Origin of the sequence: uncultured Flavonifractor sp., assembly GCF_944383115.1 — a bacterium.
Lineage (GTDB): Bacteria > Bacillota > Clostridia > Oscillospirales > Oscillospiraceae > Flavonifractor.
This window is the reverse complement of sequence record NZ_CALWOJ010000003.1, coordinates 1-21712: the sequence shown is the minus strand read 5'-3', so window position 1 is coordinate 21712 and position 21712 is coordinate 1. Positions and strand designations below refer to the sequence as shown.

The window sequence follows — 21712 nt, the reverse complement described above, 5'->3', positions numbered from 1 at the left end:
CATGCTCCATATGCTTTGGACCGGCGAATATAACGCCGAATGGGAAGAAAAGTTCAGCCAAGTGGTACAGGTGAAGCGGGCAGGCTTCAACATCCACAACCAGTTCCGCCACTGGATGAGCGAGGACGAGGTGATCGAGGCCCTCAAAGGCATCGACATCTTCTTCGTGGGCTACGATCCCATCACCGAGCGGGTGCTGGAAAACGCCCCCGACCTGAAGCTCATCCTGTCCGAGCGGGACGGGCCGGAGGAAAACATCGACCTGGACGCCTGCCGCCGCCACGGCGTACCCGTACTCAACAGCGCGGGCCGCTGCACCGTATCGGTGGCGGAGCTGACCATGAACCTGATCCTGAACATGTCCCGGCCGGTCATTGAGATCAACCGCGCCATCCACGACGAGAAATGGTCCCGGGACAATTACCAGCGGCTGCGCGACCTGGTGGAGGCCAACTCCTTCGAGGTCTACCGCAAGACCCTGGGCATCGTGGGCATGGGGCGCAACGGCCGCTATCTGGCCGGACTGGCCCGCGGGTTCGGCATGGAGGTTTTGGGCTACGATCCCTTTGTGGACAGCGCCGAGATGGAGGCGCTGGGCGTCAGGCTGTGTTCCCTGGACGAGCTGATGGCCCAGAGCGATTTTATCAGCATCCTGGCCCGGGCCACGCCGGAAAATCACGGTCTGGTCGGGGCGACGCAGATCGCCCTGATGAAGCCCAACGCCGCGCTGGTCAACACCGGCCGGCCCCAGCTGGTGGACTACGACGCCCTCATCGCCGCCCTGGAGTCGGGGGCCATCCGCATGGCCGCCATCGACGTATTCGTGCCGGAACCTCTGCCGGCAGACAGTCCCTTCTATCGCCTGCCCCGGGAAAAGATCATCCTGACCAATCACATGGCGGGCTTCTGCCAGGAACGTGCCTGGCACCAGTATGACAAGGGCATGGACAACCTGATGAAATTCCTCCGGGGCGAGTGTCTCCAGTGCAACTGCACCCGGGGGGTGGAGGACAGCCCCGCCTATCCCGCCAGAGGGGGCGCCCTGTTCGGGAGCCAGCCATGCTGAAGCTCAGCCATTGCCGGGCCGTTACGCCCTTCCGCATCCTGGAAGATGCCTGCATCCTGTGTGAGGGGGAGCAGATCCTCCGGGTGGGCCCCGACGACGGCACAGAATGTCCCACGCTGGATCTAAGCGGGCTGTTGGTGACCCCCGGCTTTGTGGACGCCCACGTCCACGGCGGCGGGGGCTGTGAGTTCTGGACCGACGACCCCCAGGAGATCCTGCGGGGGGCGGCCTTCCTGGCCCGTCACGGAACCACCGCGCTGCTGCCCAGCGTCAATTATGCCCGGCAGATGGATCTGGATCAGCCCACCCGGGCCAAGCTGTCCGCCATGCACCAGGCAATGGAGGCCCGGCAAGGCCCGGAGCTGCTGGGTCTCCACCTGGAGGGGCCCCACATCGCCCCCAGTTATCCCATGATCCCCGACCAGCCCCTCAATCCCGCCCTGCCGGAACGGTACCTTGCGTTCCTGGATCAGGCGCCGCCGGTCTTGAAATGGACTGTGGCGCCGGAGGTGGAGGGCGTACCGGAGCTGATCCGGGTCCTGCTGGAGCGGGGCATCCACGTCTCCCTGGGCCACAGCGACTGCGGGATGGAGGACATCTATCCCGCCTACGAGGCCGGGGTCAGGCAGGTCACCCACATCTACTCCGGCATGAGCAGCGTCCGCCGGGTCAACGGCCGCCGTCTGCCCGGACTGCTGGAGGGGGCCCTCCTGCTGGACGAGATGACGGTGGAACTCATCGCCAACGGCGCCCACCTGCCACCCGAGCTGATCCGCCTGGTCTGGCAGACCAAAGGCCCCCAGCATATCTGCGTGGTCTCCGACGGAACGGCTGCCACCGGCAACCCCGACGGCTTTATCCTCTATCGCGGTCAGGAGGGCTGGATCGAGGACGGCGCCATCCTCCGGGCGGACCGGACCGGTTTCCTGGGCAGCGCCGTCACCACCGAAGCCATGTTTCAAAATCTGGTGCAGCGGGTGGGGATCCCCCTGGCCGACGCGGTGCGTATGTGCGCCACCACCCCCGCCCGCTCCCTGGGCCTGGGTGGGCGCAAGGGCGTGCTGGCTCCCGGGTTTGACGGGGATCTGCTGGCCTTTGATCCCCAGCTGACCATCCGCCTGGTGGTGATTCGTGGCGAGATCTTCTACTGCGACCCCGCCCTTCATTCCTGAAGCCATTCTCCTCAACCCCCACATAAAGAAACCCGCCGCAGAATCTCAATTCTGCGGCGGGTTTCCGTTTGTCCGGTAGGATCAAACTGGTCCAACTTCCCCTTCTCTTTCCAGAAGCGAACTTTTTCTCTGTATTGCTTTTGTTAAATGGGACCGTCGCAAAGATGGCAGGCAACAAAGTGGCCGGGGGCAACTTCCTTCAGCTCAGGAGCCTCCTGGTGGCACCGCTCCTGGCAGTGTTCACACCGGGCGGCAAACCGACAGCCGGGCTTCGGGTTCACCGGACTGACGACCTCGCCTTTGATGACCTTGATCTTCTTGTTGCGCATGGAGATGTCCGGTTCCGGAATGGCAGACAGCAAAGCCTGCGTATAGGGATGCAGAGGCTTTTCGAACAGCTCGTCAGAACTGGTCAGTTCCAGACATTGACCAAGGTACATGACCATGATATTGTCCGAAATATGTTTTACAACGCTCAGGTCATGGGTCACGAACATGTATGTCAGACACATTTCATCCTGCAGGTCCATCAGCAGGTTGAGGATCTGCGCCTGGATGGACACGTCCAGCGCCGAAACAGGCTCGTCGCACACGATAAACTTGGGGTTGACGGACAGCGCACGGGCAATGCCGATGCGCTGCCGGCGCCCGCCATCCAACTCATGGGGATAGGCTGTGGCATAGCGTCTGGCCAGGCCTACTACATCCATCAGATGTGCCGCACGGTTAAAAATATCGCGCTTTGTGGGCAGCGTCTTATTGATGATCATATATTCCGCTATGATCTCAATGACAGACTTACGGGGATCAAGACTTGCGTACGGATCCTGGAAAATAATCTGCAGTTCCTGCCGCATTTTCTTCATCCGCCGGGCATTATACTGGGTAATATCGTCACCATTATAAAGGATCTGCCCGGAAGTAGGCTCAATCAGACGCAGAATGGTACGACCCAGCGTACTCTTTCCACATCCGGACTCACCAACCACACCGATGGTCTCACCTGGATACACTTTCATATTGATACCATCGACCGCATGGAGGAGGGCATTATCACCTACTTTAAAATACTTCTTCAGATCTACGGTCTCAATCAGAGGGATTCTTTCTTCTGCCATAGCTTAGTTCTCCTTTGATTGGTGAAAGAGATGGCATCGGATGGAGTGCGTACCTTCGGTATAGACCTCCGGGGGTACTTCCTTGCAAATCTCCATGCACCGGCTGCAGCGCGGTGCAAATTTACAGCCCTTGGGCAGATTGGTGGGATCCGGCATCAGGCCGGTAATGGGCTGCAGGCGGGCTGTTTTCGACTTCAGATTCGGCAAAGAAGCAAACAAACCATCTGTATACGGGTGGTGCATGGTGTGAGCAAAGATATCCTCGGCGGTGCCCAGCTCGATGATCTCACCGGCGTACATCACAGCCACATTATCACAGGTCTGCGCCACAATACCAAGATCATGGGTAATCATAATCATAGAGGTACCAAGCCGGTCACGCAGATCGCGGATCATCATCAGCACCTGTGCCTGAATGGTAACGTCCAGAGCGGTGGTCGGCTCGTCCGCAATCAGCAAATCGGGCTCGCAGGACAGCGCGATGGCGATTACCACGCGCTGGCGCATCCCGCCGGAAAACTGGTGAGGGTACTCACGCTTTCTGGCCGGGGGAATGCCCACCAAGGTCAGGGTCTCATCAACACGGGCCTCTATCTCCTCTTTTGAGCGGCCTACCTCATTATGAACCAGCAGCGCCTCGGCGATCTGCTCGCCTACCGTCAGCACCGGATTCAGGGAGGTCATGGGGTCCTGGAAGATCATGGCGATCTTGTCGCCGCGGATCTTGCGCATCTGCGCCTCGGGCAGGTCAATAATGTTCTCACCTTCGAAGGTAATGGAACCGGAGGTCACTTTACCGGTACGCTCGGGCAGAAGGCGCATCAGCGTCAGGGCCAGCGTGGTTTTTCCGGCGCCGGTCTCGCCCACCAAGCCCAGCGTAGCTCCCTTTTCCAAGGAAAGTGTGACGCCATTGACGGCATATACCGTCTCCAGATCCGTTTTGTAGACAACGCTCAAGTCCTTAATGTCCAGCATCTTTTCTGCGTTACTCATGATGATAATTCCTTTCTGCCGGTGTCAGTTCTTCAGGCGGGGGTCCATAGCATCGCGCAGGCCGTCACCCAGCAGGTTCACGGAGAAAGCAGTCAGAACAATGGCCAGTGCGGGGAATACCACCAGCAGGGGGGCGCGCATCATATCAACACGGGCACTGGACAACATAGAACCCCACTCAGGCGCAGGAGCGGGCAGGGACAGTCCGATAAAGCTCAGGGTAGACTGATAGATCACCAGGCTGGAAACGTTCAGGGTTACATTGACCAGGATGATGCCCAGCGTGTTGGGTATGATGTGGCTGATGATGATACGGGCGGAACTGGATCCACCGGCACGCGCAGCCTCAACATACTCTTGATCCACCAGATTCAAAACACCGGAGCGTACTAGTCGGACGTAGTTTGTAAAATACGCCAGCGTCATTGCGATGATCAGTACAGGAATGCTGGAACTCAGGGCAGCCACAACCACCATGGTGAACAGCAGGTCGGGGATGGACATGAAGATATCCAGCGCCCGCATGATCAGCATATCGATCTTTCCGCCAAAATAGCCGGCGATGGCGCCCAGCGTACATCCAAACAGGCAGGAACTGATGGAAGCCGCCACGGCCACCAGCAGGGAGTTGCGGGCGCCATGTACCAGACGGGAGAGAACATCACGGCCATAGCTGTCGCAGCCCAGCGGATGCTCCGGGGACATGGGCGCCAGCTTGTTTTCGGCGACCTGAACCACGCCAGCTTCATAAGGGGCGATAAAATCCGCGAAAATGACCACCAGAACAATGCAGATGAGCAGAAACAGGCCGATCATGGCGCCCTTGTTCTTTCTCAACCGGCGGAGGATCTCTTTGGTCTGACTGGGGCGCTTGAAGTTGATGTCCTCACCATCGAGCGTGGCCACAACGGGGCGGGTAGAATTTTTTGCCATTGAGGTCAACCCCCCTTACTGTACTTGGCCCGAATGCGCGGGTCAATGAAGGCATAAATCAAGTCAACACCGATCATCAGCAGAGTGAAGCAGATGGACACCATAACGGCACAGCCGATGATCATGGGTTCATCCTTCATGCTGATGGACTCAACGATCAGAGAACCGACGCCCGGGATGGAAAACAGCTGTTCCGTGGTAACCATACCGGCCAGCAGGCAGCCAAAACGCATGCCAATGGAGGTGACCACAGGCAGCAGCGCATTCTTCAGCGCATGCTTCCAGATGACTGTACGCTCAGCAACGCCTTTGGCACGGGCAGTGCGGACATAGTCCTGGCGAATGGCCTCCAGCATGGAGGACTTGGTAAACCTCAGATAGGCCGACAGCTCACAGATCGTTGCCGAAACCACAGGCAGCACATAGTCTGACACAGATTTTAGGCCGTAGGAGTGGAACCAGCCTAACTTTAAGGCAAATATATACATTAGTACTATACCTACAACGAAGCTTGGTACCGCCGCTAAGAAGAAGGCAATCATTGTAGGGATCGTATCCATCAGCGAATTTTGTTTTACTGCAGATAGAATTCCCAATGGGACGCCTATACAAACTGATAATGTAAGAACTAAAATAGCAAGTCGTAAGGTAACCAAAAAACGAGGCCAGAGTTCTTCCAGAACATCCCGCTTGGTGGAATAGGATTGTCCAAAGCTGCCCTTGGTAACAATATCTTTCAGATAGTTAAACCAACGCACCAAAATGGGATCATTATAGCCCAGCTCCTCGTTCATTGCCTCGACCTCCGCCGCAGTAGCGTTGGGTCCCAGAATCATTCGACCGGGGTTGCCGGGCGTAACATTCATAACAATGAAGATAATCAAGGTAACACCAAGCACGGTGGGGATCAGGAACAACAGGCGTTTGATAATATATCGATGCATGCTTTCCCTGCTTTCTAACGGAAGATTTTTATCGAACTATACAGCAAGCCCGGTATGTAGTACCTTGGGGCTATTAGGAAAAAAGTTGTGTGCAGGCGAATATTTCTAGCCGCCTGCACACAATCTTTCTTAAATAACGGCTCTAGGTTAACGTCAATCAGGCTCGCCGGTTAGGCCTTCCAGCTCCAGTCGTAGACACGATAGTCGGTGGGAACAGCAACAGCATCCAAATCCTTATTATAAGCAATACAGGAAGGAATGACAATTACCGGCGTCAGGGTGTGGGTGTCATAGAACGCGTTGTACAGCTCGGTATAGATCGCAATACGCTCCTCTTCATCAGCCGTAGAGGCGCCTTCCTGCAGCCAAGCGTCAAACTGATCGGACAGCTCGTTGAACTTGCCGGCAGGGCCGTCAAATACGCAGTTCTTAATGCCAACGGACGCGGAAGCACACTGCTGCTCGAAGTTATTGAAGTCGTAGTTGCCGCAGTCATAAGCCATGGCCAGATCGTATTCCTGTGCAACCAGGCGGTCACCGGCAACGGAGTAGTCCTGAACCACCAGCGTGGACCGGATACCGGCAGCCTCCAGCTGAGCTTGAATGGCAATGGCGTAGCTCTCATTGCGGCCCGCAGCGGCCAGGAACTCACCGACGTCAACGCCGTCAGGATAGCCGGCCTCGGCAAGCAGCGCCTTGGACTTCTCCAGATCGAAGGGGATGGGGTTCTCCAGAGAGTCGGCAGTGGGAGCCGCGGCAGCGTAGTTGGGGTTGATGTACATATAGGTGGGGGTGCCGTAGCCATCGCACACCAGCTGGTTGACGGCATCGCGATCGATGGCGTACATAATGGCCTCACGCACCAGGTCATTCTGTAGAACCGAGCCATAGTTCTTGGACTCGATGTTGATGCAGAAGGTCATGACCTCGTTGGACTCCTTCTCAACGCAGGTGAACTTGTCGGAACTCTTGATGTCCTCCCAGTAAGAAATGGGAACGATCATGTAGTCAATTTCACCATTCTGCAGAGCAGTAATGGCAGAGGTATCATCCTCAATGACATTCCAGACAATTCGGTCGATCTTGGCCTTGCCGCGGTAATAATCCTCAAAAGCAACCGCGCTCCAGGAGGTCAGAGGATTGTAGTTCTCCTCATCCCACATGTAAGGGCCGGTACCGGCCTTGTTGGCGATCTTGCCAAAATCATCGCCCTGCTCAGTGACCTCTTTCTGGGACAGAATCTTTACCTTGAAGAGCATGTGGCCGATGGGAGAGAAGGGCTGATTCAAAACAATTTTGACGGTGTAATCGTCAACCTTCTCAACATGATCCAGCGGGCGGACAAAGGAGGCCTGCTTGGGGCTGTTCTGAGCCATCTCATAGCTGAACACAACATCATCAGCCGTCATGGTCTCGCCGTTGTGGAACTTGACGTCCTTCCGCAAGGTCACGATATATTCCGTTACATCTTCGTTGGCCTCCACCTTCTCAGCCAGCCGCAGGTCGTAACCGCCGGTAGCCTCATTCAAATCGTACAGGCCTTCATAAATGTTCTCAAAAACAGTGTACTCATGGGTATTGGTGGTTTGGTTGGGGTCGCTGGTGGTCAGGGCTGCGGTGTTGCGAAGGGTTACCGTGTTCTCGCTCCCACCGCTGGACTCGCCGCCGCCGGCACAGCCCGTCAGGGCAGCGGCCAGCATCAGCATGGACATGAGTAGAGAGATAAACCTTTTCTTCATTTTGCCTCCTCCTTAATTTTGAATCCACACATATATGTACTGCTGTACATACTGATTGGTACGAGTAAACTATATACCTGTATATACAGCATTGTCAAGTGAAGTAAATTGCTGTTTTCAAAAATTGTCTGTTACCACAAAAATGTGATAAGCAATATGGGCACATCCGCTAAATTTACAAAAGGAGATTGTGAAATATATAGCAATATCCACTTATCTGTAACCGTATCCCCATGACAGTATTGTTTGAACCAAGCAAAATCGCTGTCCGGCAATCAGGCTCCAGCCGGAAGATCTCAAGAAAATCCCCGGCATAAAATGCGGCCGGCAGCCTGTAGGCTGCCGGCCGCAGAGACTTTCTATTTTTCACTACCCGTTTAATGTTCCACGCCAAACCGCTCAGACCACGACATGATCAAAGCAAAGGGCGCAGCCGGAGATTACACGCCGGCAATGCAGGTAATTTCAAACAGATAGGGTTCGGCAACCGTGGGGGCCACGACCGTGTATCTGGCGGGGCCCACCTCCATGTTCAGGAAGAAGCGGTCCCATACCTTGTTCGCAATGGCCCGGTCTTCCCGTTTGGCAATAAAAATCTGGCAGAACAGCACCTTCTCCAAACCAGACCCTGCCGCTTCCAGCACATTTTTCATGTTAATAAAGGCCTGCTCACACTGAGCTTCCAGGCCCTCTTTCAGGACCTCGTTTTCATCTTCGCCAACCATGCCGGAGACAAACACCAGATTTCCGTATTTGACCGCCTGGGAGACATTGTGGGTGGGAGTAGCCGCCAGGGGGGTATAAACCTTTTCCTTTTCAAATTCCATCATCGTACTTCCTTTCTGATCACATCAGTTATTTTCGGCCGGCACCAAAATTTCTACCGTGCCGTTAATACCGTCCAGCCTAATATAATCTCCGTCATGGATCTCCACGCAGGGATCACAATCTGCAGGAAAATCAGCCACACAGGGTCGCCTGGTGTTAAAGATCGCTGTACCGCACTTGGAATCCATTGTGGTAAAGATGTAACCGCTGGGGCCAACACCGTTGTACTCGCTGTTGCGGAACATATCGGACCAACCCAGTGAGCCGCGGCTGCAGGGCAGCACAATAATCTTGCCGGCAAAACTATCGCCATAGTGGACATTACTCTTTTCCGTAACCGTACCCGTCTTTACATCCACACCATTCCACCCCACAATGCTGTCGGGGCAGACAAACGCATAGCCTTCGACCACAGGGCCCCAGGCAGGACGTCCCTTTATGATTTTATGCTCACTCATATCTTCTCTTAACCTCCCAATACCCGCTGATGGCCGCATCAATCACCTGCTCGTCAGAACCATAGTAGATCGGGCAATCCCGCTCATCCTTGCTGCCGCTGCACAGCTTAAAGGAGGACAGGCCAATGGATTTGGCTCCCTTCGCCACGTTAATGGTTCGCAGAATACAGCCGCTGGTCAGGATTTCCACGCCCCAGGATTTCAGGTCCTGAATGATGTGGGACTGCTCGGCCATCGCATATTGCGCAATATTGGTAAATACGCAGAAGCGAACGCCTTCCTTGACTTTTCTGCCATTCATGTACCGCCAGATACGGATCAATTCCTCAGCCGAGCAGTTGGGGCAGCCAATCTGCAGATAGTCCGCCGGGCCGGATTGCTTGCAGCATACTTCATCCCAATACGTCTGCAGGATCTCATTGGTAATGGTGAATTCCGCCACCGGCTTGTGCCCTCCCATTGCCATCTCATAGGTCTGGGCCTCAGGGGATACCCCCACGATCAGGCACAACTCACAACCGCTGGTGACAGCCAGAGCGGTAAAAAAGGTTTTCAGCTTAATCAAGTCGGGCCGTTCAAAATCGCCGCAAATCACGGGAATCGCATTGGGAGACAACCGGCGGCCTACAGCAGCGCCCAGCAGATCCCAATCGGTTTTATCCTTGGTATCGCAAGCCACATGGAACACATGCGTACCATGACGGTTCTCAGGCAGATGCAGTCCCCATTTGGGGGCCCGGCCACAGATGGCGGCACAGAAGGTGGTATTCCCGCCGCCGCCATACCCCCGGGCGCCCAGAATCGAATTGCTGTAAAGTACATTGCTGGACTCAGTCGTCACAAAATACTCGCCCATGACCGGCAGCCAACCGGCTAAATAAGGCGCGCAGGTAGAGCCGATCATGACGCCGCGATCTGCTGCATCCGAAAGGATCTGCCGGTTGTTCTCGTAGAACTCCTTCGTTTGCTGGGTCCACTGCCACTGAAACGTATCGCAGCAGTGTACATCATCCATGACATAGGTGCTTTCATTGAAGCTGTTGAATACCGCAGGGTCCAGCCCGGGACATTTCAGCTTGGTCTGCCAGTCATGATAGCCCATCGCCAAAATATCCGGCCGGTCCAAATTGCCATCCGGAAAGTCTGCCGGTTCACAGGTGGAGCCGCAGCACAAATGAGCTTTGGTGATAGGTACCAATTCTTCGGCTCCCAATATCTGCGCATAGTCGATAATTTTCTGTAACGCGACCTTCTTGGCGGCGCCGAACTCGCCGTCAAGCATTCGTTGTTCGTATGCAGTCAACCGAACCATATGGTGCAATCTCCTTTCATTACCTGTCCACTCATGTAACATCGTCCTGCACAACAGCTGTATTCTAGTATGTACATGTCTCTTTATTAGTCTATCATAGATACATTTGCGCAAAAGTCAAGACACTATTTCAAGTATTTAAACGCATATCGGCTGTATCAGTTGGATATCCGCCAAAAATTTCGCTTATTTTTTAGTGAAACTGTGCAAAACACACAGGCCAGATTCATCAAAATGTGTCTTGACTTTTTCCTCCTAATAGGCTACCTTGTATATACAGGTTAAGCATGTCATAAACAATAGGAGGAGGAAGCACGATGAAAATTGCGATCGGCAACGATCAGCATGGACTGTCCTATAAGCAAATGATCATGAAGACATTCCCCGAAAACGAGTATGTGGACGTGGGCTCCTTTGATACAGAGCCTGTCAGCTATCCCGGCATTGCAGAAAAGGTGGCAAAATTGGTGGCGGAAGGCGCGTGTGAGCGGGGTATTTTAATCTGCGGCACCGGTATCGGCATGGCGATGAGCGCCAACAAGGTCAAAGGCGCTTATGCTGCTGTCTGCCACGATATCTACTCCGCCCAGCGCATGATCCTCTCCAATGACGGAAACATTTTGTGCCTGGGTGCGCTTGTAATCGGCATGAAAACCGCCGAAGAGATTGTGCGCCAATGGTTGCCGCTAAAGTTTGACCCCAGCAGCGCCTCTGCCGCCAAGGTAGCACATCTCCGCCAGATTGAGGCTGAAAACTAAAGGAGATCGCTTATGAAACCATTTAATCGTGAAGAGTTGGAGCGTTTGGCTTTCAATATTCGCCGCAATGTGGTCTCTACCATTGCCACCAATGGCGAAGGCCATGTAGGCGGGGCCCTGTCTGCTGCGGATGCCATTGCTGTATTGTATGGGGCGATCATGAACTACTCACCCCAGGATCTCCAGCACCGGGACAAATTCATCCTCAGTGCAGGACACAAATGCCTGGCGTTGTACGGTGTCATGGCAGAAATAGGCGCCATAGATAAAGCAGAACTGAAAACGTATAACAAATTGGGCACCCGCTTCCCTGGTCATCCCGATGCCACCAAGCTTCCCTGCCTGGATTTCTCTACCGGAAGCCTGGGGCACGGACTGCCTCTGGGCTGCGGCTACGCCCTGGCCGCCAAGCTCCAGGGCGAAAGTTATCGCACCTATGTACTGATGGGAGACGGCGAGCAGGGCGAGGGCAGCCTGTGGGAGGCCGCCGCATTTGCCGCACACAAAAAGCTGGACAATCTGGTGGCCATTCTGGATGAAAACACGCTGCAAATCAACGGCCGCACCAGCGAGGTCTGCAAGCCTACCGACTTTGAAGGTCGCTATACCTCCTTTGGCTGGTCCGTTCGCTCTGTGGCGGGCAACGATGTGGGCGCCCTGTACGATGCTCTGGCTGCAGCTCCATTTGAGGCGGGTAAGCCTTCCATCATCGTAGCAAAGACCATCAAAAGCAAGGGTATCTCCTTCCTGGAGGATCAGGCAAAGTATCATCATTGGAATCCCTCCAGGGAGAGTGCGGATCAGGCCCTGGCAGAGTTGGATTCTGTGGCGGCAGAAAGGGGTTGGCTGGAATGAACGATCCCAGAAAAGCATTTGAAATGAAGTTGGTGGAGTTGGGGCGAGAGGACAAGCGCATTGTGGCAGTGTCCTGCGATTCCTGTGCCGGCGGCGGTCTGAGCGCCTTTTTTCAGGAATTCCCCGAGCGCAGTATCGAGGTGGGCATCAGTGAGCAGAACGCGGTGAGCCTGTGTGCCGCCCTGTCACGCCAGGGCCTGCTGCCCGTTCTGGTCATCATCAACCCGTTCCTTACCATGCGCGCTTATGAGCAGGTGCGTGATGATCTGGGCTATATGAACAGCAAGGTGATCATCGTTGGTTCCGGCGGCGGCCTGGCCTATTCCACCCTGGGCTCCACCCATATTGCGGTTGAGGATGTGGGGCTGATGCGTTCTGTTCCGCATCTGACGGTTCTGGCCCCTGGCGACGCAGATGAAGTGGAGTTCTGTCTGGAACAGGCGATTGCAGCCGATGGTCCCGTCTACATTCGGATGCCCCGTCAGGCGCGCAGCGCCCCGGTAGACGGCCCGCGCTCTATGAAACTGGGCAAAGCAGAAGTTCTCAGCGAAGGCACTGACGGCGCCCTGTACACCTATGGCCCCAGCGCCGAGGAGGCCATGAAAGCCTGTCGGATCCTGAGCGAGTCCGGGACTTCTTTATCCGTTTTGAATTTTACCACCATCAAGCCTCTGGATGCCGAAGCCGTTCTGGCCCACGCCAAGGGAAAAAGAGCAGTCTTTACGCTGGAAGAGCATATACCCACAGGCGGGCTGGGTTCCGCAGTGGCCGAGGTGCTGGCTCAGGCGGGTGCGGGCGTGCCCCTTCATATGCTGGCAGTACCTGAAGGCGCCAAAAATACCGGCCCCTATGATGAACTTCTGGCTTTCTATGGCTTATCCGGGGAGGAAGCAGCCAAACGCATCGCCGCGGCGCTGAATACATCCGCATCAGAAACAAAATAAAACCGGACTAGCAAAAGATCGATCCTGCCGCCGAAGCGCGCAGAAAGAAGGGAGAATATATTATGACCGTCAACTACCGCTCCAAGGGTGAAGGAACGCTGAATGTACACTTCCCTCTGTGTACCTTAAATGCGCCCGCCGCCCGCAATGATGAAGATTACGTCGCCCGCGTAAAGGACCTGTCTCTGACCGCCGAGCAGTATGAGCTGCTCAACGGCGTCGTCAAGTATATCGGTGTGACCCCTCGCTTCCGCGATGTGATCAAGGTGTTCAATGTGCCTGCCGGCGAAACGCCCGCGGGCTTCCGCATTGAGAGTACTCTGCAGCCTGACGGCCTGTTGGAGATTGACTTGGTGCGGGATATCTCTTACGATAAGAACGGCATGAAGCGCCCCACCAGGATGATTTTCTCCGCCGACTCCGCCAATCCTTACGAAGTGGCGCCCATTGCTCCTTTGCTGGGTAACCTGACCTGCAACCCCGGCATCGTATATGACCTGTTCATCAACAATCCTGAATGCAACGTGGGCGGGCTGTTTAAAACCAGAGAAGAAGTCATGGGTGAGCTGGGTCGTATCCTTGGTCCCGGCTGCGATATCAGCGTTGAGCTGAACAACCCCTTTGAGAAAGATTTCAATAAGATCCTGGAGGAGTGCGAGGCGTTTAAAGAGCTGCTCTCCGAGTATCGTCTGGTCGTCAAGGTACCTCATACCGGTCCTGTGAATGCCGATAACGTCCACGAGCTGCTGGAGGGCGACAAGCGCTTCTCCACCCGTTACAACCAGTGTTCCACCGAGGACGCTCTGCGCGGCCACAATCTGGCTCTGAAGCTGCGGGAGCATGGTTACCGCATCAATTATACTTTGATGTTTGAACCCTATCAGACCGCGCTGGCTCTGCAGGCCAAGCCTTATTTTATCAACAGCTTTGTGCGTCACCGCGCCAAACTCTCCGCCGTTTTCCAGCGCCTGCTGGGCTTCTATGAGATGACCGGCGACCGCAAATATCTTGAGGAACTGCGCAAGGAAATGCTGGCTGCCGACATGCTGGCCAAAAACGAAGCTGACTGCGATCTGCTGGAGGTCCTGCGTATCGCCAAGGACACGCTTGCCTATCGCAACTTCAATAATCCCGAAGGCTCCGATGGTCTGGACGGCGTGCGTCACAACCTGCGCCTGCTGCGTCAGAATAACCTGCCTGATACCCGCCTGATCATTTGCTCTATGGAGGGCGACTACAACTATCCCGATATTGATAATCTGATGGCTGATCCCGAATACGCCGATATGGTGGATCGTCTTGTCATCACCGCTGAACCCCAGTACCTGGCTCGCTTTACAAGCACCAACCAGGTGGTGTCCTATCAGAGACGCTTTATGAATGCCGTCAATAACGATCGTAAAAAATAAAAAGACGGGAGATGTGAACTGTGGAAAAAAAGTTGACGGGGGTATTCGCTCCTATTTCCACTCCTTTTACCCATGACGGCCAGGTGGATTATGAGGGGCTGGCCAAAAATGTAAAACGCTATGCGGCCGCCGGTCTGAAGGGCTATCTGGCCCTGGGCTCCAACGGCGAAAACAAGAGCCTGTCCAACAAGGAGAAGCTCCTTGTGCTGGAAACCATCATCCAGAACAAGGGCGCAGATCAGACCGTCATGTCGGGCTGTATCTTTGAGTCCACCGCAGAGAGCATCGAGATGGGCCTGGAGATGTGCAAGCGCGGCGCAGATTTCCTGACTTTGCTGCCGCCCTGCTATTTTAAAAAGCAGATGACAGACGATGTTCTCCTGCGCTACTTCTCTGACGTAGCAGACGCAGTCTCTGTTCCCTGCCTGGTATACAATGCGCCCCAGTATGCCGGCGGCGTAGGGCTGAGCCCGAAGCTGATCCGTCGCTGCGCCGATCACCCCAATATTGTTGGTGTAAAGGACAGCTCCACCGGCAATATGGAAAATATTCTGTTTGCCGTAAAGGACAAGCCCGGCTTCACTGTGGTGGCAGGCTCTGTCAATAACTTCTTTGCCGCTATAACGATGGGCGGTTCCGGCGGTGTTCTGTCCCTTGCCAACAGCTTCCCTGAAATAACCGTGGAGCTGTTCCACCTTCTGGAGGAGAAAAAGTATCCGGAGGCCATTGCCCTCAATACCCGCCTGCTGGAGATAAACCGCGCCATCGGCGGCGCCGGCGGTGTAGCGGCGGTCAAGGCTGCTATGGATATGAACGGCCTGGTAGGCGGCGACCCCAGACTGCCTCTGCTGCCCCTGACCGCAGAGGAGAAAGAAGCCCTGGAAGCCAAGTTGAAAGGATTTGGCCTGTTCAGCTAAGTTGCGAGGTCCTATCCAATTATTATAATCATTATTTTAAATGGAGGAGAGAAATATGGCCAAGTATGATTTTATGAGCTTCGGCGAGGCAATGGTACGTTTTACACCCCCCGGACATGACCGCCTGGGTCAGGCTGAGGAGCTGCAGCTCGGCATTGCAGCCGCGGAGCTGAACTGCTGCGTCAACATCTCCAATCTGAGCCGCAAACTTCTGAAACCCACGCTGAAAACCGCTTATGTGACCAAGCTTGTGGATGCCTGGGACGGCGACTACATTATCAAACACGCCCAGATGCATGCTGTGGATATGTCCAACGTGGTGGTGGAGCCCTACGACAAAATCGGCCGCAATGGCCGCAACGGCAAATGCTTTATCGAAGTTGGCATTGGCCCCCGCCCCAGTTATCAGACCTATGACCGCGGTCACTCCGCCGTCTCCCGCATCCAGCCCGGCGACATCGACTGGGCAAAGGTGCTGGATACCCGTTGGTTCCACTCCACCGGTATTGTAACTGCCGTGGGTGAACACACCGCTACCGAGGTTCTGGCCGCGCTGAAAGCTGCAAAGCAGAACGGCGCCACCACTTCTTTTGACCTCAATTACCGCCATACCCTTTGGAGCAAAGAAGCAGCCCAGGCCGCAATGGTTGAACTGATGCCCTACATCGACGTTATCATCGGCAACGAGGAGGACTTTGAGACCATGCTGGGCATCAAAGCCGAAAACACCGATGAGAATTATTCCAAGATCGACCCCATGTGCTATAAAAAGGTTGCCGAGAAGGTCATGGAAAAGTACCCCAACGTTCAAGTGGTGGGCAATTCTCTGCGTGAGGTCACCTCTGCCTGCCTGAACAACTGGCAGTGCGTCATGATGACCCGCAACGGCTACTATGTCTCCCGCAAGTATATGAATATTGAGATCTATGATCGTGTGGGCGGCGGCGATTCCTTCGCTTCCGGTCTGATCTGGTGCCTGTTGGAGGGGAAGCCCGAGCAGGAATGCATCGACTTTGCCGCCGCTTATTCGGCCCTGTGCCACACCATCCGCAATGACTGGAACCTGGTCACCACGGAAGAGGCTTACGACGTGATGAACGGCGGTTCCGCTCGCGTAAAACGCTGAATCGACAAAGAGGAAAGAGGGCACCCCAATGAGGTGCCCTCTTTCATGATTCCGATATGCTGTTCCGGCTGAGGTAGAATCATCCCGGGTGAATCTCCCGGCAACACTCAGATCTCCATCGTAATTTTAATCTTTTCGCCCCGGAAAACCACCTTGCTGTATTCAAAGGTACGACCATCGGCATCCAGGATCTGATCCTGCAAAAGCAACAGGGGCTGGCTGGGGAAAATATGCAGAAGCGACGCTTCCGCAGGCTTAGCTGCCACAGATTCCAATGTCTCGATTGTCTTGGCGCGGTTTAAACCGTATTCCCTGCTCAATACCGTACATAATTGTTCCCTGCTCAAATCATGCTGATCAATGCCGGGGCAATAAGCCTGAGGTAAGTAGGAAATATGGATGCTCAAAGGCTCCCCTTTTAGAAGCCGCAGGCGGCGAACCACATAAAAATGCGGATCATCCAGGCCATAGAAATACTGAAGGATCTTCTGATTTGCAGTTTCTAAATTCAGTGAGAGCAGCTGCGTCGTTACTTCATATCCCAGCTTCTCCAGCTGCTCCCGGATGCCGGCATAAGACAAGGAATGGGCCACAATTTTCGGTTCAGCCACGTAGGTCCCCTTGCCAGGAATCCGAAACAGAAGCCCCTCCTGCACCAACTTGGTAATCACATTGCGTACCGTGGTGCGGCTCACGCCGTAAATCTGACTTAGTTCGTTTTCCGAGGGGATCAATTTTCCGGGTGTCCATTCCTTAGATTCCAATTTTTGCAGGATTGACTCCTCAATCTGGATATGCAGGGGCGTGGCATTGGTCTTATCAAGTGCAGACAGCGTACCACAATCCATAATCTTACGACCTCCCAAGGAAAAAATTAGTATTCACCCTGCGCGATACCGTAAAAATATAAACAGCAAATCATATGTAGTATTCGGTGTTATAGAAGTAATTTTACATGATTTTCCGACCGGATTCAAGTGTTTTAGAAAGAAATTTGTCGTATATTAATAACTCACATATCGAAAATCTCTTTATAGCACCTCCATAAACCAAAAAATAATGGTTATATATTCATTCTTGCCATATGCATTTCTTTTTTGTGCAGAACCAGCAAACATCTGAATACCAAATGTTTTGAGGTCTTATAGGGGTCAATGTTCCAAATTGCAACCAAATATTTATACAGAAAATGCCCCGAGAATCTCTTGTATATACCTGTTAACTTTAATCGTAATAAAAAGAGAAAGGAGTTCTTTTATGGAAAAGAAACCAAAGATTTGCATCCTGCGTTGGGAGGAAGGGCAGGTTTTGCCCGCTCAACTCCAGCTGGAGTCCCTGCCCGGCAACAGCACCAATCCCGCTTCCTATCCCTTTGAGATCATGATGGTGCGCGTAAAGGGCGCCAATATGGACACCATCGAAGAAAACCCTTGCCAGGAGATGCTTGATCAGTTTATTGCAGTATGCAAGGACCTGGCGGCGCAGGGGGTAAAAGCCATTACCACCAGCTGCGGCTTTACTGCGTACTACCAGGAGGGGCTGGCCGCCGCCGTACCTGAGCTGGTGTTTACCAGTTCCCTGCTGCAAGTTCCCCTGGTCCAGGCTATGGTGGGCCCCAACCGTAAGGTTGCGGTTTTAACTGCCAACAAGCACCATTTGCGGGAGGAACATCTGCAGCGGGCCAAGATTGTAGACCGGGAGCATCTGGTGATTCTCAGCCTGCACGATCAGCCTGAGTGGAGCAGGATCTATACCCACCCCAATGAGGAGTTCGACCTGGACGCTGTCACTGACGAGGTGATCGGCGTTGTACGCAAAGGTCTGAGCGAACATCCTGACATTGGCGCCGTGGTACTGGAATGCACCGACCTGCCGCCTTATTCCGCCCGTATTCGCGAGGAGCTGGACATTCCCGTATTTGATATCAATACGTTCATCAGTTATATCGCATTGTCTTTAAACGAATATAAGATGTTCTGAATAAACCGGCCCGGTTAGACGGTGACAAAAGGCCCCCTGATGCAGGAAAACAGACTGCATCAGGGGGCCTTGCTATGGAGATGCGGCTTTACTCCCCCAGGCGCTTGAAGCTGTATGGGAACCATCCACATCCCACTGGATGGGTTCCATACCGATGGAGCGGATGGCGGCGATCACATGGTTGTCATATTCCCCGTAAGGACAGCGGATCAGGGTGGGCCGCACGCCGGTGATAGCTTCAATCTTGTCGTTGCACGCCTGCACGTCGGCGATGATCTCCTCGGTGGACAGGCTGTTGTAGTGGGCGTGGGTGTTGGAGTGGTTCATGATCTCATGGCCCGCGTCATGGAGGGCCTTCACCGACTCGGGATATTTGTCCACCCACTCACCCACCACAAAAAAGGTGGCTTTGATCTGATACTGGCCCAGAATGTCGATGAGCTGCTGGGTATCCTCATTGCCCCAGGCGGCGTCAAACGAGATGGACACCATTTTCTGATCCCGCTGGACGCAGTAGATGGGCAGCTGACGTTTGGCGGCGGCGGCGCTCACCGCCGCCGGGTAATTGACCACATAGAACATGGCTGCCGCCGCCAGGATGCAGGCCAGTACCGTCAGCAGCTTCCGCCGCAGTAAAATGATCTTCATATCGCCCAACCTCCTATCATTTGGTTGGTACAGCCTATGACGGGCAGCCGCCGTTCAGAAGGGGCCGGCCTTGACAGTGTCGCCCCATTCCGTGTATCATGAAAAATAGACCATTGATATCAGCAGAAAGGGGCGCCATTATGGAACAGAACAAGCCTTACTGGGAGGACAAACACTTCTCCTTCTACACCAACCATCAGTGCGAGTATTATCCCTGCCACAAGGTCCCCGAGGGACAGGACTTCAACTGCCTGTTCTGCTACTGCCCGCTGTATATGCTGGGCAGGGAATGCGGCGGAAACTTTAAGTATCTGGAAAACGGGATTAAGGATTGCAGCGACTGCACCCTGCCTCACCGGCGGGAGAGCTACGGCTATATCGCCGGCAAATTCCAGGAGATCGCCCAGACGATGGCCCGCCGGGAGCAGGAATCTGGTCAGGACTGAGGCCCCGGCCCCACCCTTACTCTCCAAGGGAAGGAGACCCTTTTATGAAGATCATTGATCTGCTGCAACAAGATCGTCCCACCCTGTCCTTTGAGGTCTTTCCCCCCAAGACCCGCGACAGCTACCAGTCGGTGGCCAGGGCCACCCAGGAGATCGCCGCCCTGCGGCCCGACTTTATGAGCGTCACCTACGGCGCCGGCGGCGGCACCAGCGATTACACCGTGGGCATTGCCGCCGGCATCCGGCAGCAGTACGGCGTGGACGTGCTGGCCCACCTGACCTGCGTCTCCTCCACCCGGGACCATGTGGCCCGTGTACTGGAGCAGCTGAAGGCCCACGGCATCCAGAACGTGCTGGCCCTCCGGGGGGACATCCCCGAGGGGGGCGCCCCCGCCCACGACTACCAGTACGCCGCTCAGCTGGTGCGCGACATCAAGGCCCACGGCGACTTCTGCGTAGGCGGGGCCTGCTACCCGGAGGGACACCCCGAGTCCCCCACCAAGAACGCCGACATCGACCATCTGAAGGCCAAGGTGGAGGCGGGCTGCCAGTTCCTCACCACCCAGATGTTTTTTGACAACAACATCCTCTACAACTTCCTCTACCGCATCCGGGAGAAGGGGATCACCGTGCCGGTGGTGGCTGGCATCATGCCGGTGACCAACGGCAAGCAGATCGCCCGCATCTGCAAGCTGTCGGGTACCTACCTGCCCGAGCGGTTCAAGGCCATTGTGGACAAGTTTGGGGACACCCCCGCCGCCATGCGCCAGGCCGGTGTGGCCTACGCCGCCCAGCAGATCATCGACCTCATCGCCAATGGGGTGGAGCATATCCACATCTACTCCATGAACAAGCCCGAGATCGCCGCCTCCATCCAGGCCAGCCTGTCGGAGGTACTGAAATGATCCATGTCCCCCGGGAAGAGGCCCTGCGCTATCTGGGCTACCGGGGCGGCGCACAGCCCGACCAGGCCACCGCCGCCCTGCTGGAAGCGCGCATCCGGGCGGTGGAGGAGGCCGCCGACCCACGGTGGACTTCTCTGGAGCTACCCCTCACCCTCCGCCCCGGCGGGGTGGAGCTGGGGGACTGGGCCATCCACAGCGAGAAGCTGCGGGCCCACCTGGAGGGCTGCACCGCCGCCCTCCTCTTCGGGGCCACTTTGGGGGTGGAGGTGGACCGGCTCATTGCCCGCTCGGCGGCGGGCCAGGTGGCCCGGGCCGCCGTGGATCAGGCGGCGGCCGCCGCCCTCATTGAGGCGGTATGCGACCACGCCTGCCACCAGCTGGCGGGCCAACATCCCGGCTGGTATCTGCGGCCCCGGTTCAGCCCCGGCTACGGGGACTTTCCCCTGTCCGCCCAGCCCCAGCTGCTGGGGCTGCTGGACGCCCCCCGGAAGATCGGGCTCACCGCCACCGACGCCCACCTGCTGGCCCCCGTCAAGTCGGTTACGGCGGTGATCGGCCTGGCCAGGACCCCGGGCAAATGCCACACCGGGGGCTGCGCCATCTGCTCCAAGACCGACTGCGCCTTCAGGAGATGAAAACCATGACCTTTTTAGACGCGCTGCACAGTCAGCGCCTGTTTTTTGACGGCGGCACCGGCACCCTGCTCCAGGCCCAGGGCCTGCGGGGCGGCGAGCTGCCCGAGACCTGGAACCTGCTCCACCCGGAGCGGATTTCCGCCCTCCACCGGGCCTACCTGGCGGCGGGGAGCAACATCCTGTGTACCAACACCTTCGGCGCCAACGGTCTGAAGTTCCCCGCCGGCGGGGACTTTGATCTGGAGGCCATTGTGACCGCCGGGGTGCGTCTGGCCTGTGAGGCCAGGGACACCGACCCCCGGCCCGACGTGTTTGTGGCCTTGGATATGGGCCCCACCGGCAAACTGTTAAAGCCGATGGGAGACCTGGACTTTGAGGACGCGGTGGCCCTGTACGCCCAGGTGGTGAAAGCGGGTGCCGCCGCCGGGGCCAACCTGGTTCTCATCGAGACCATGAGCGACTCCTACGAGGCCAAGGCCGCCGTGCTGGCCGCCAAGGAGAACTGCGACCTGCCGGTGGTGGTGAC

Annotated in this window: 23 protein-coding genes; 13 read left to right on the top strand and 10 right to left on the bottom strand. The window is 55.7% G+C overall.

What is annotated here, in order from left to right; genetic code table 11:
* Nucleotide 1 precedes the first annotated feature (1 nt).
* Together Q0K43_RS00635 and Q0K43_RS00630 are read left to right on the top strand one after the other, a co-directional pair.
* Nucleotides 2-1066: an NAD(P)-dependent oxidoreductase gene (locus Q0K43_RS00635; protein ID WP_297288636.1), complete on the top strand. Its 1065-nt coding sequence runs from the start codon at nucleotides 2-4 to the stop codon at nucleotides 1064-1066.
* A complete protein-coding gene (locus tag Q0K43_RS00630; protein ID WP_297288635.1) occupies nucleotides 1060-2238 on the top strand; it encodes an N-acetylglucosamine-6-phosphate deacetylase in 1179 nt (392 codons plus the stop codon). Before Q0K43_RS00635 ends, Q0K43_RS00630 begins: the two co-directional genes overlap by 7 nt.
* A gap of 143 nt (nucleotides 2239-2381) precedes the next feature.
* On the opposite strand, the gene Q0K43_RS00625 is transcribed toward Q0K43_RS00630, so the two are convergent.
* The 8 genes from Q0K43_RS00625 to Q0K43_RS00590 all read right to left on the bottom strand — a co-directional run bounded on the left by Q0K43_RS00625 (nucleotide 2382) and on the right by Q0K43_RS00590 (nucleotide 10563).
* Entirely contained in the window at nucleotides 2382-3356 is a 975-nt protein-coding gene (locus tag Q0K43_RS00625; RefSeq protein ID WP_297288634.1) for an ABC transporter ATP-binding protein, read from the bottom strand.
* A gap of 3 nt (nucleotides 3357-3359) precedes the next feature.
* Complete coding sequence (locus Q0K43_RS00620) at nucleotides 3360-4349, bottom strand: ABC transporter ATP-binding protein (protein WP_297288633.1); 990 nt, start codon at nucleotides 4347-4349, stop codon at nucleotides 3360-3362.
* A 24-nt stretch (nucleotides 4350-4373) separates the two neighbouring features.
* Entirely contained in the window at nucleotides 4374-5282 is a 909-nt protein-coding gene (locus Q0K43_RS00615) for an ABC transporter permease (RefSeq protein WP_297288632.1), read from the bottom strand.
* A gap of 5 nt (nucleotides 5283-5287) precedes the next feature.
* Complete coding sequence (locus Q0K43_RS00610) at nucleotides 5288-6226, bottom strand: ABC transporter permease (RefSeq protein ID WP_297288631.1); 939 nt, start codon at nucleotides 6224-6226, stop codon at nucleotides 5288-5290.
* A gap of 170 nt (nucleotides 6227-6396) precedes the next feature.
* A complete protein-coding gene (locus tag Q0K43_RS00605; protein ID WP_297288630.1) occupies nucleotides 6397-7965 on the bottom strand; it encodes an ABC transporter substrate-binding protein in 1569 nt (522 codons plus the stop codon).
* Nucleotides 7966-8405: 440 nt separating this feature from the next.
* Nucleotides 8406-8792, bottom strand: a complete 387-nt coding sequence (locus Q0K43_RS00600) for a RidA family protein (protein ID WP_297288629.1) — start codon at nucleotides 8790-8792, stop codon at nucleotides 8406-8408.
* A gap of 24 nt (nucleotides 8793-8816) precedes the next feature.
* Nucleotides 8817-9251, bottom strand: a complete 435-nt coding sequence (locus tag Q0K43_RS00595) for an aconitase X swivel domain-containing protein (RefSeq protein WP_297288628.1) — start codon at nucleotides 9249-9251, stop codon at nucleotides 8817-8819.
* Entirely contained in the window at nucleotides 9244-10563 is a 1320-nt protein-coding gene (locus Q0K43_RS00590) for an aconitase X (RefSeq protein ID WP_297288627.1), read from the bottom strand. Before Q0K43_RS00590 ends, Q0K43_RS00595 begins: the two co-directional genes overlap by 8 nt.
* Before the next feature lie 317 nt (nucleotides 10564-10880).
* Between Q0K43_RS00590 and Q0K43_RS00585 the strand changes: the two genes are divergently transcribed.
* From Q0K43_RS00585 to Q0K43_RS00560, 6 genes are all read left to right on the top strand, one after another.
* Entirely contained in the window at nucleotides 10881-11321 is a 441-nt protein-coding gene (locus Q0K43_RS00585) for an RpiB/LacA/LacB family sugar-phosphate isomerase (protein WP_297288626.1), read from the top strand.
* Between the two features lie 12 nt (nucleotides 11322-11333).
* On the top strand, nucleotides 11334-12176 hold the full coding sequence (locus Q0K43_RS00580) for a transketolase (protein ID WP_297288625.1): 843 nt from the start codon (nucleotides 11334-11336) through the stop codon (nucleotides 12174-12176).
* Nucleotides 12173-13120 (top strand): transketolase family protein, encoded by a 948-nt coding sequence (locus tag Q0K43_RS00575; RefSeq protein WP_297288624.1) that lies wholly within the window; start codon nucleotides 12173-12175, stop codon nucleotides 13118-13120. The genes Q0K43_RS00580 and Q0K43_RS00575 overlap by 4 nt, the downstream gene beginning before the upstream one ends.
* Before the next feature lie 62 nt (nucleotides 13121-13182).
* On the top strand, nucleotides 13183-14529 hold the full coding sequence (locus tag Q0K43_RS00570) for a transaldolase family protein (protein WP_297288623.1): 1347 nt from the start codon (nucleotides 13183-13185) through the stop codon (nucleotides 14527-14529).
* A 20-nt stretch (nucleotides 14530-14549) separates the two neighbouring features.
* Nucleotides 14550-15446: a dihydrodipicolinate synthase family protein gene (locus Q0K43_RS00565; RefSeq protein WP_297288622.1), complete on the top strand. Its 897-nt coding sequence runs from the start codon at nucleotides 14550-14552 to the stop codon at nucleotides 15444-15446.
* A 55-nt stretch (nucleotides 15447-15501) separates the two neighbouring features.
* Nucleotides 15502-16572, top strand: coding sequence for a sugar kinase (locus Q0K43_RS00560; protein ID WP_297288621.1), 1071 nt, complete (start codon nucleotides 15502-15504; stop codon nucleotides 16570-16572).
* A 107-nt stretch (nucleotides 16573-16679) separates the two neighbouring features.
* On the opposite strand, the gene Q0K43_RS00555 is transcribed toward Q0K43_RS00560, so the two are convergent.
* Nucleotides 16680-17420, bottom strand: a complete 741-nt coding sequence (locus Q0K43_RS00555) for a GntR family transcriptional regulator (RefSeq protein WP_297288620.1) — start codon at nucleotides 17418-17420, stop codon at nucleotides 16680-16682.
* A 409-nt stretch (nucleotides 17421-17829) separates the two neighbouring features.
* On the opposite strand from Q0K43_RS00555, the gene Q0K43_RS00550 reads away from it, so the two are divergent.
* Nucleotides 17830-18552 (top strand): hypothetical protein, encoded by a 723-nt coding sequence (locus tag Q0K43_RS00550; protein WP_297288619.1) that lies wholly within the window; start codon nucleotides 17830-17832, stop codon nucleotides 18550-18552.
* Nucleotides 18553-18624: 72 nt separating this feature from the next.
* Here Q0K43_RS00550 and Q0K43_RS00545 read toward each other — a convergent pair whose 3' ends face one another.
* A complete protein-coding gene (locus tag Q0K43_RS00545; protein WP_297288618.1) occupies nucleotides 18625-19200 on the bottom strand; it encodes a polysaccharide deacetylase family protein in 576 nt (191 codons plus the stop codon).
* Between the two features lie 140 nt (nucleotides 19201-19340).
* On the opposite strand from Q0K43_RS00545, the gene Q0K43_RS00540 reads away from it, so the two are divergent.
* The 4 genes from Q0K43_RS00540 to Q0K43_RS00525 form a co-directional block, all read left to right on the top strand.
* On the top strand, nucleotides 19341-19646 hold the full coding sequence (locus Q0K43_RS00540) for a cysteine-rich small domain-containing protein (RefSeq protein WP_297288617.1): 306 nt from the start codon (nucleotides 19341-19343) through the stop codon (nucleotides 19644-19646).
* Between the two features lie 44 nt (nucleotides 19647-19690).
* The gene (metF, locus tag Q0K43_RS00535; RefSeq protein WP_297288616.1) at nucleotides 19691-20551 is read left to right on the top strand and encodes a methylenetetrahydrofolate reductase [NAD(P)H]; all 861 of its coding nucleotides are present in this window, start codon (nucleotides 19691-19693) and stop codon (nucleotides 20549-20551) included.
* Complete coding sequence (locus tag Q0K43_RS00530; RefSeq protein ID WP_297288615.1) at nucleotides 20548-21186, top strand: Vitamin B12 dependent methionine synthase activation subunit; 639 nt, start codon at nucleotides 20548-20550, stop codon at nucleotides 21184-21186. The genes metF and Q0K43_RS00530 overlap by 4 nt, the downstream gene beginning before the upstream one ends.
* Nucleotides 21187-21191: 5 nt before the next feature.
* The coding region (locus tag Q0K43_RS00525) for a homocysteine S-methyltransferase family protein (RefSeq protein ID WP_297288614.1) at nucleotides 21192-21712 on the top strand (521 nt) is incomplete at its 3' end.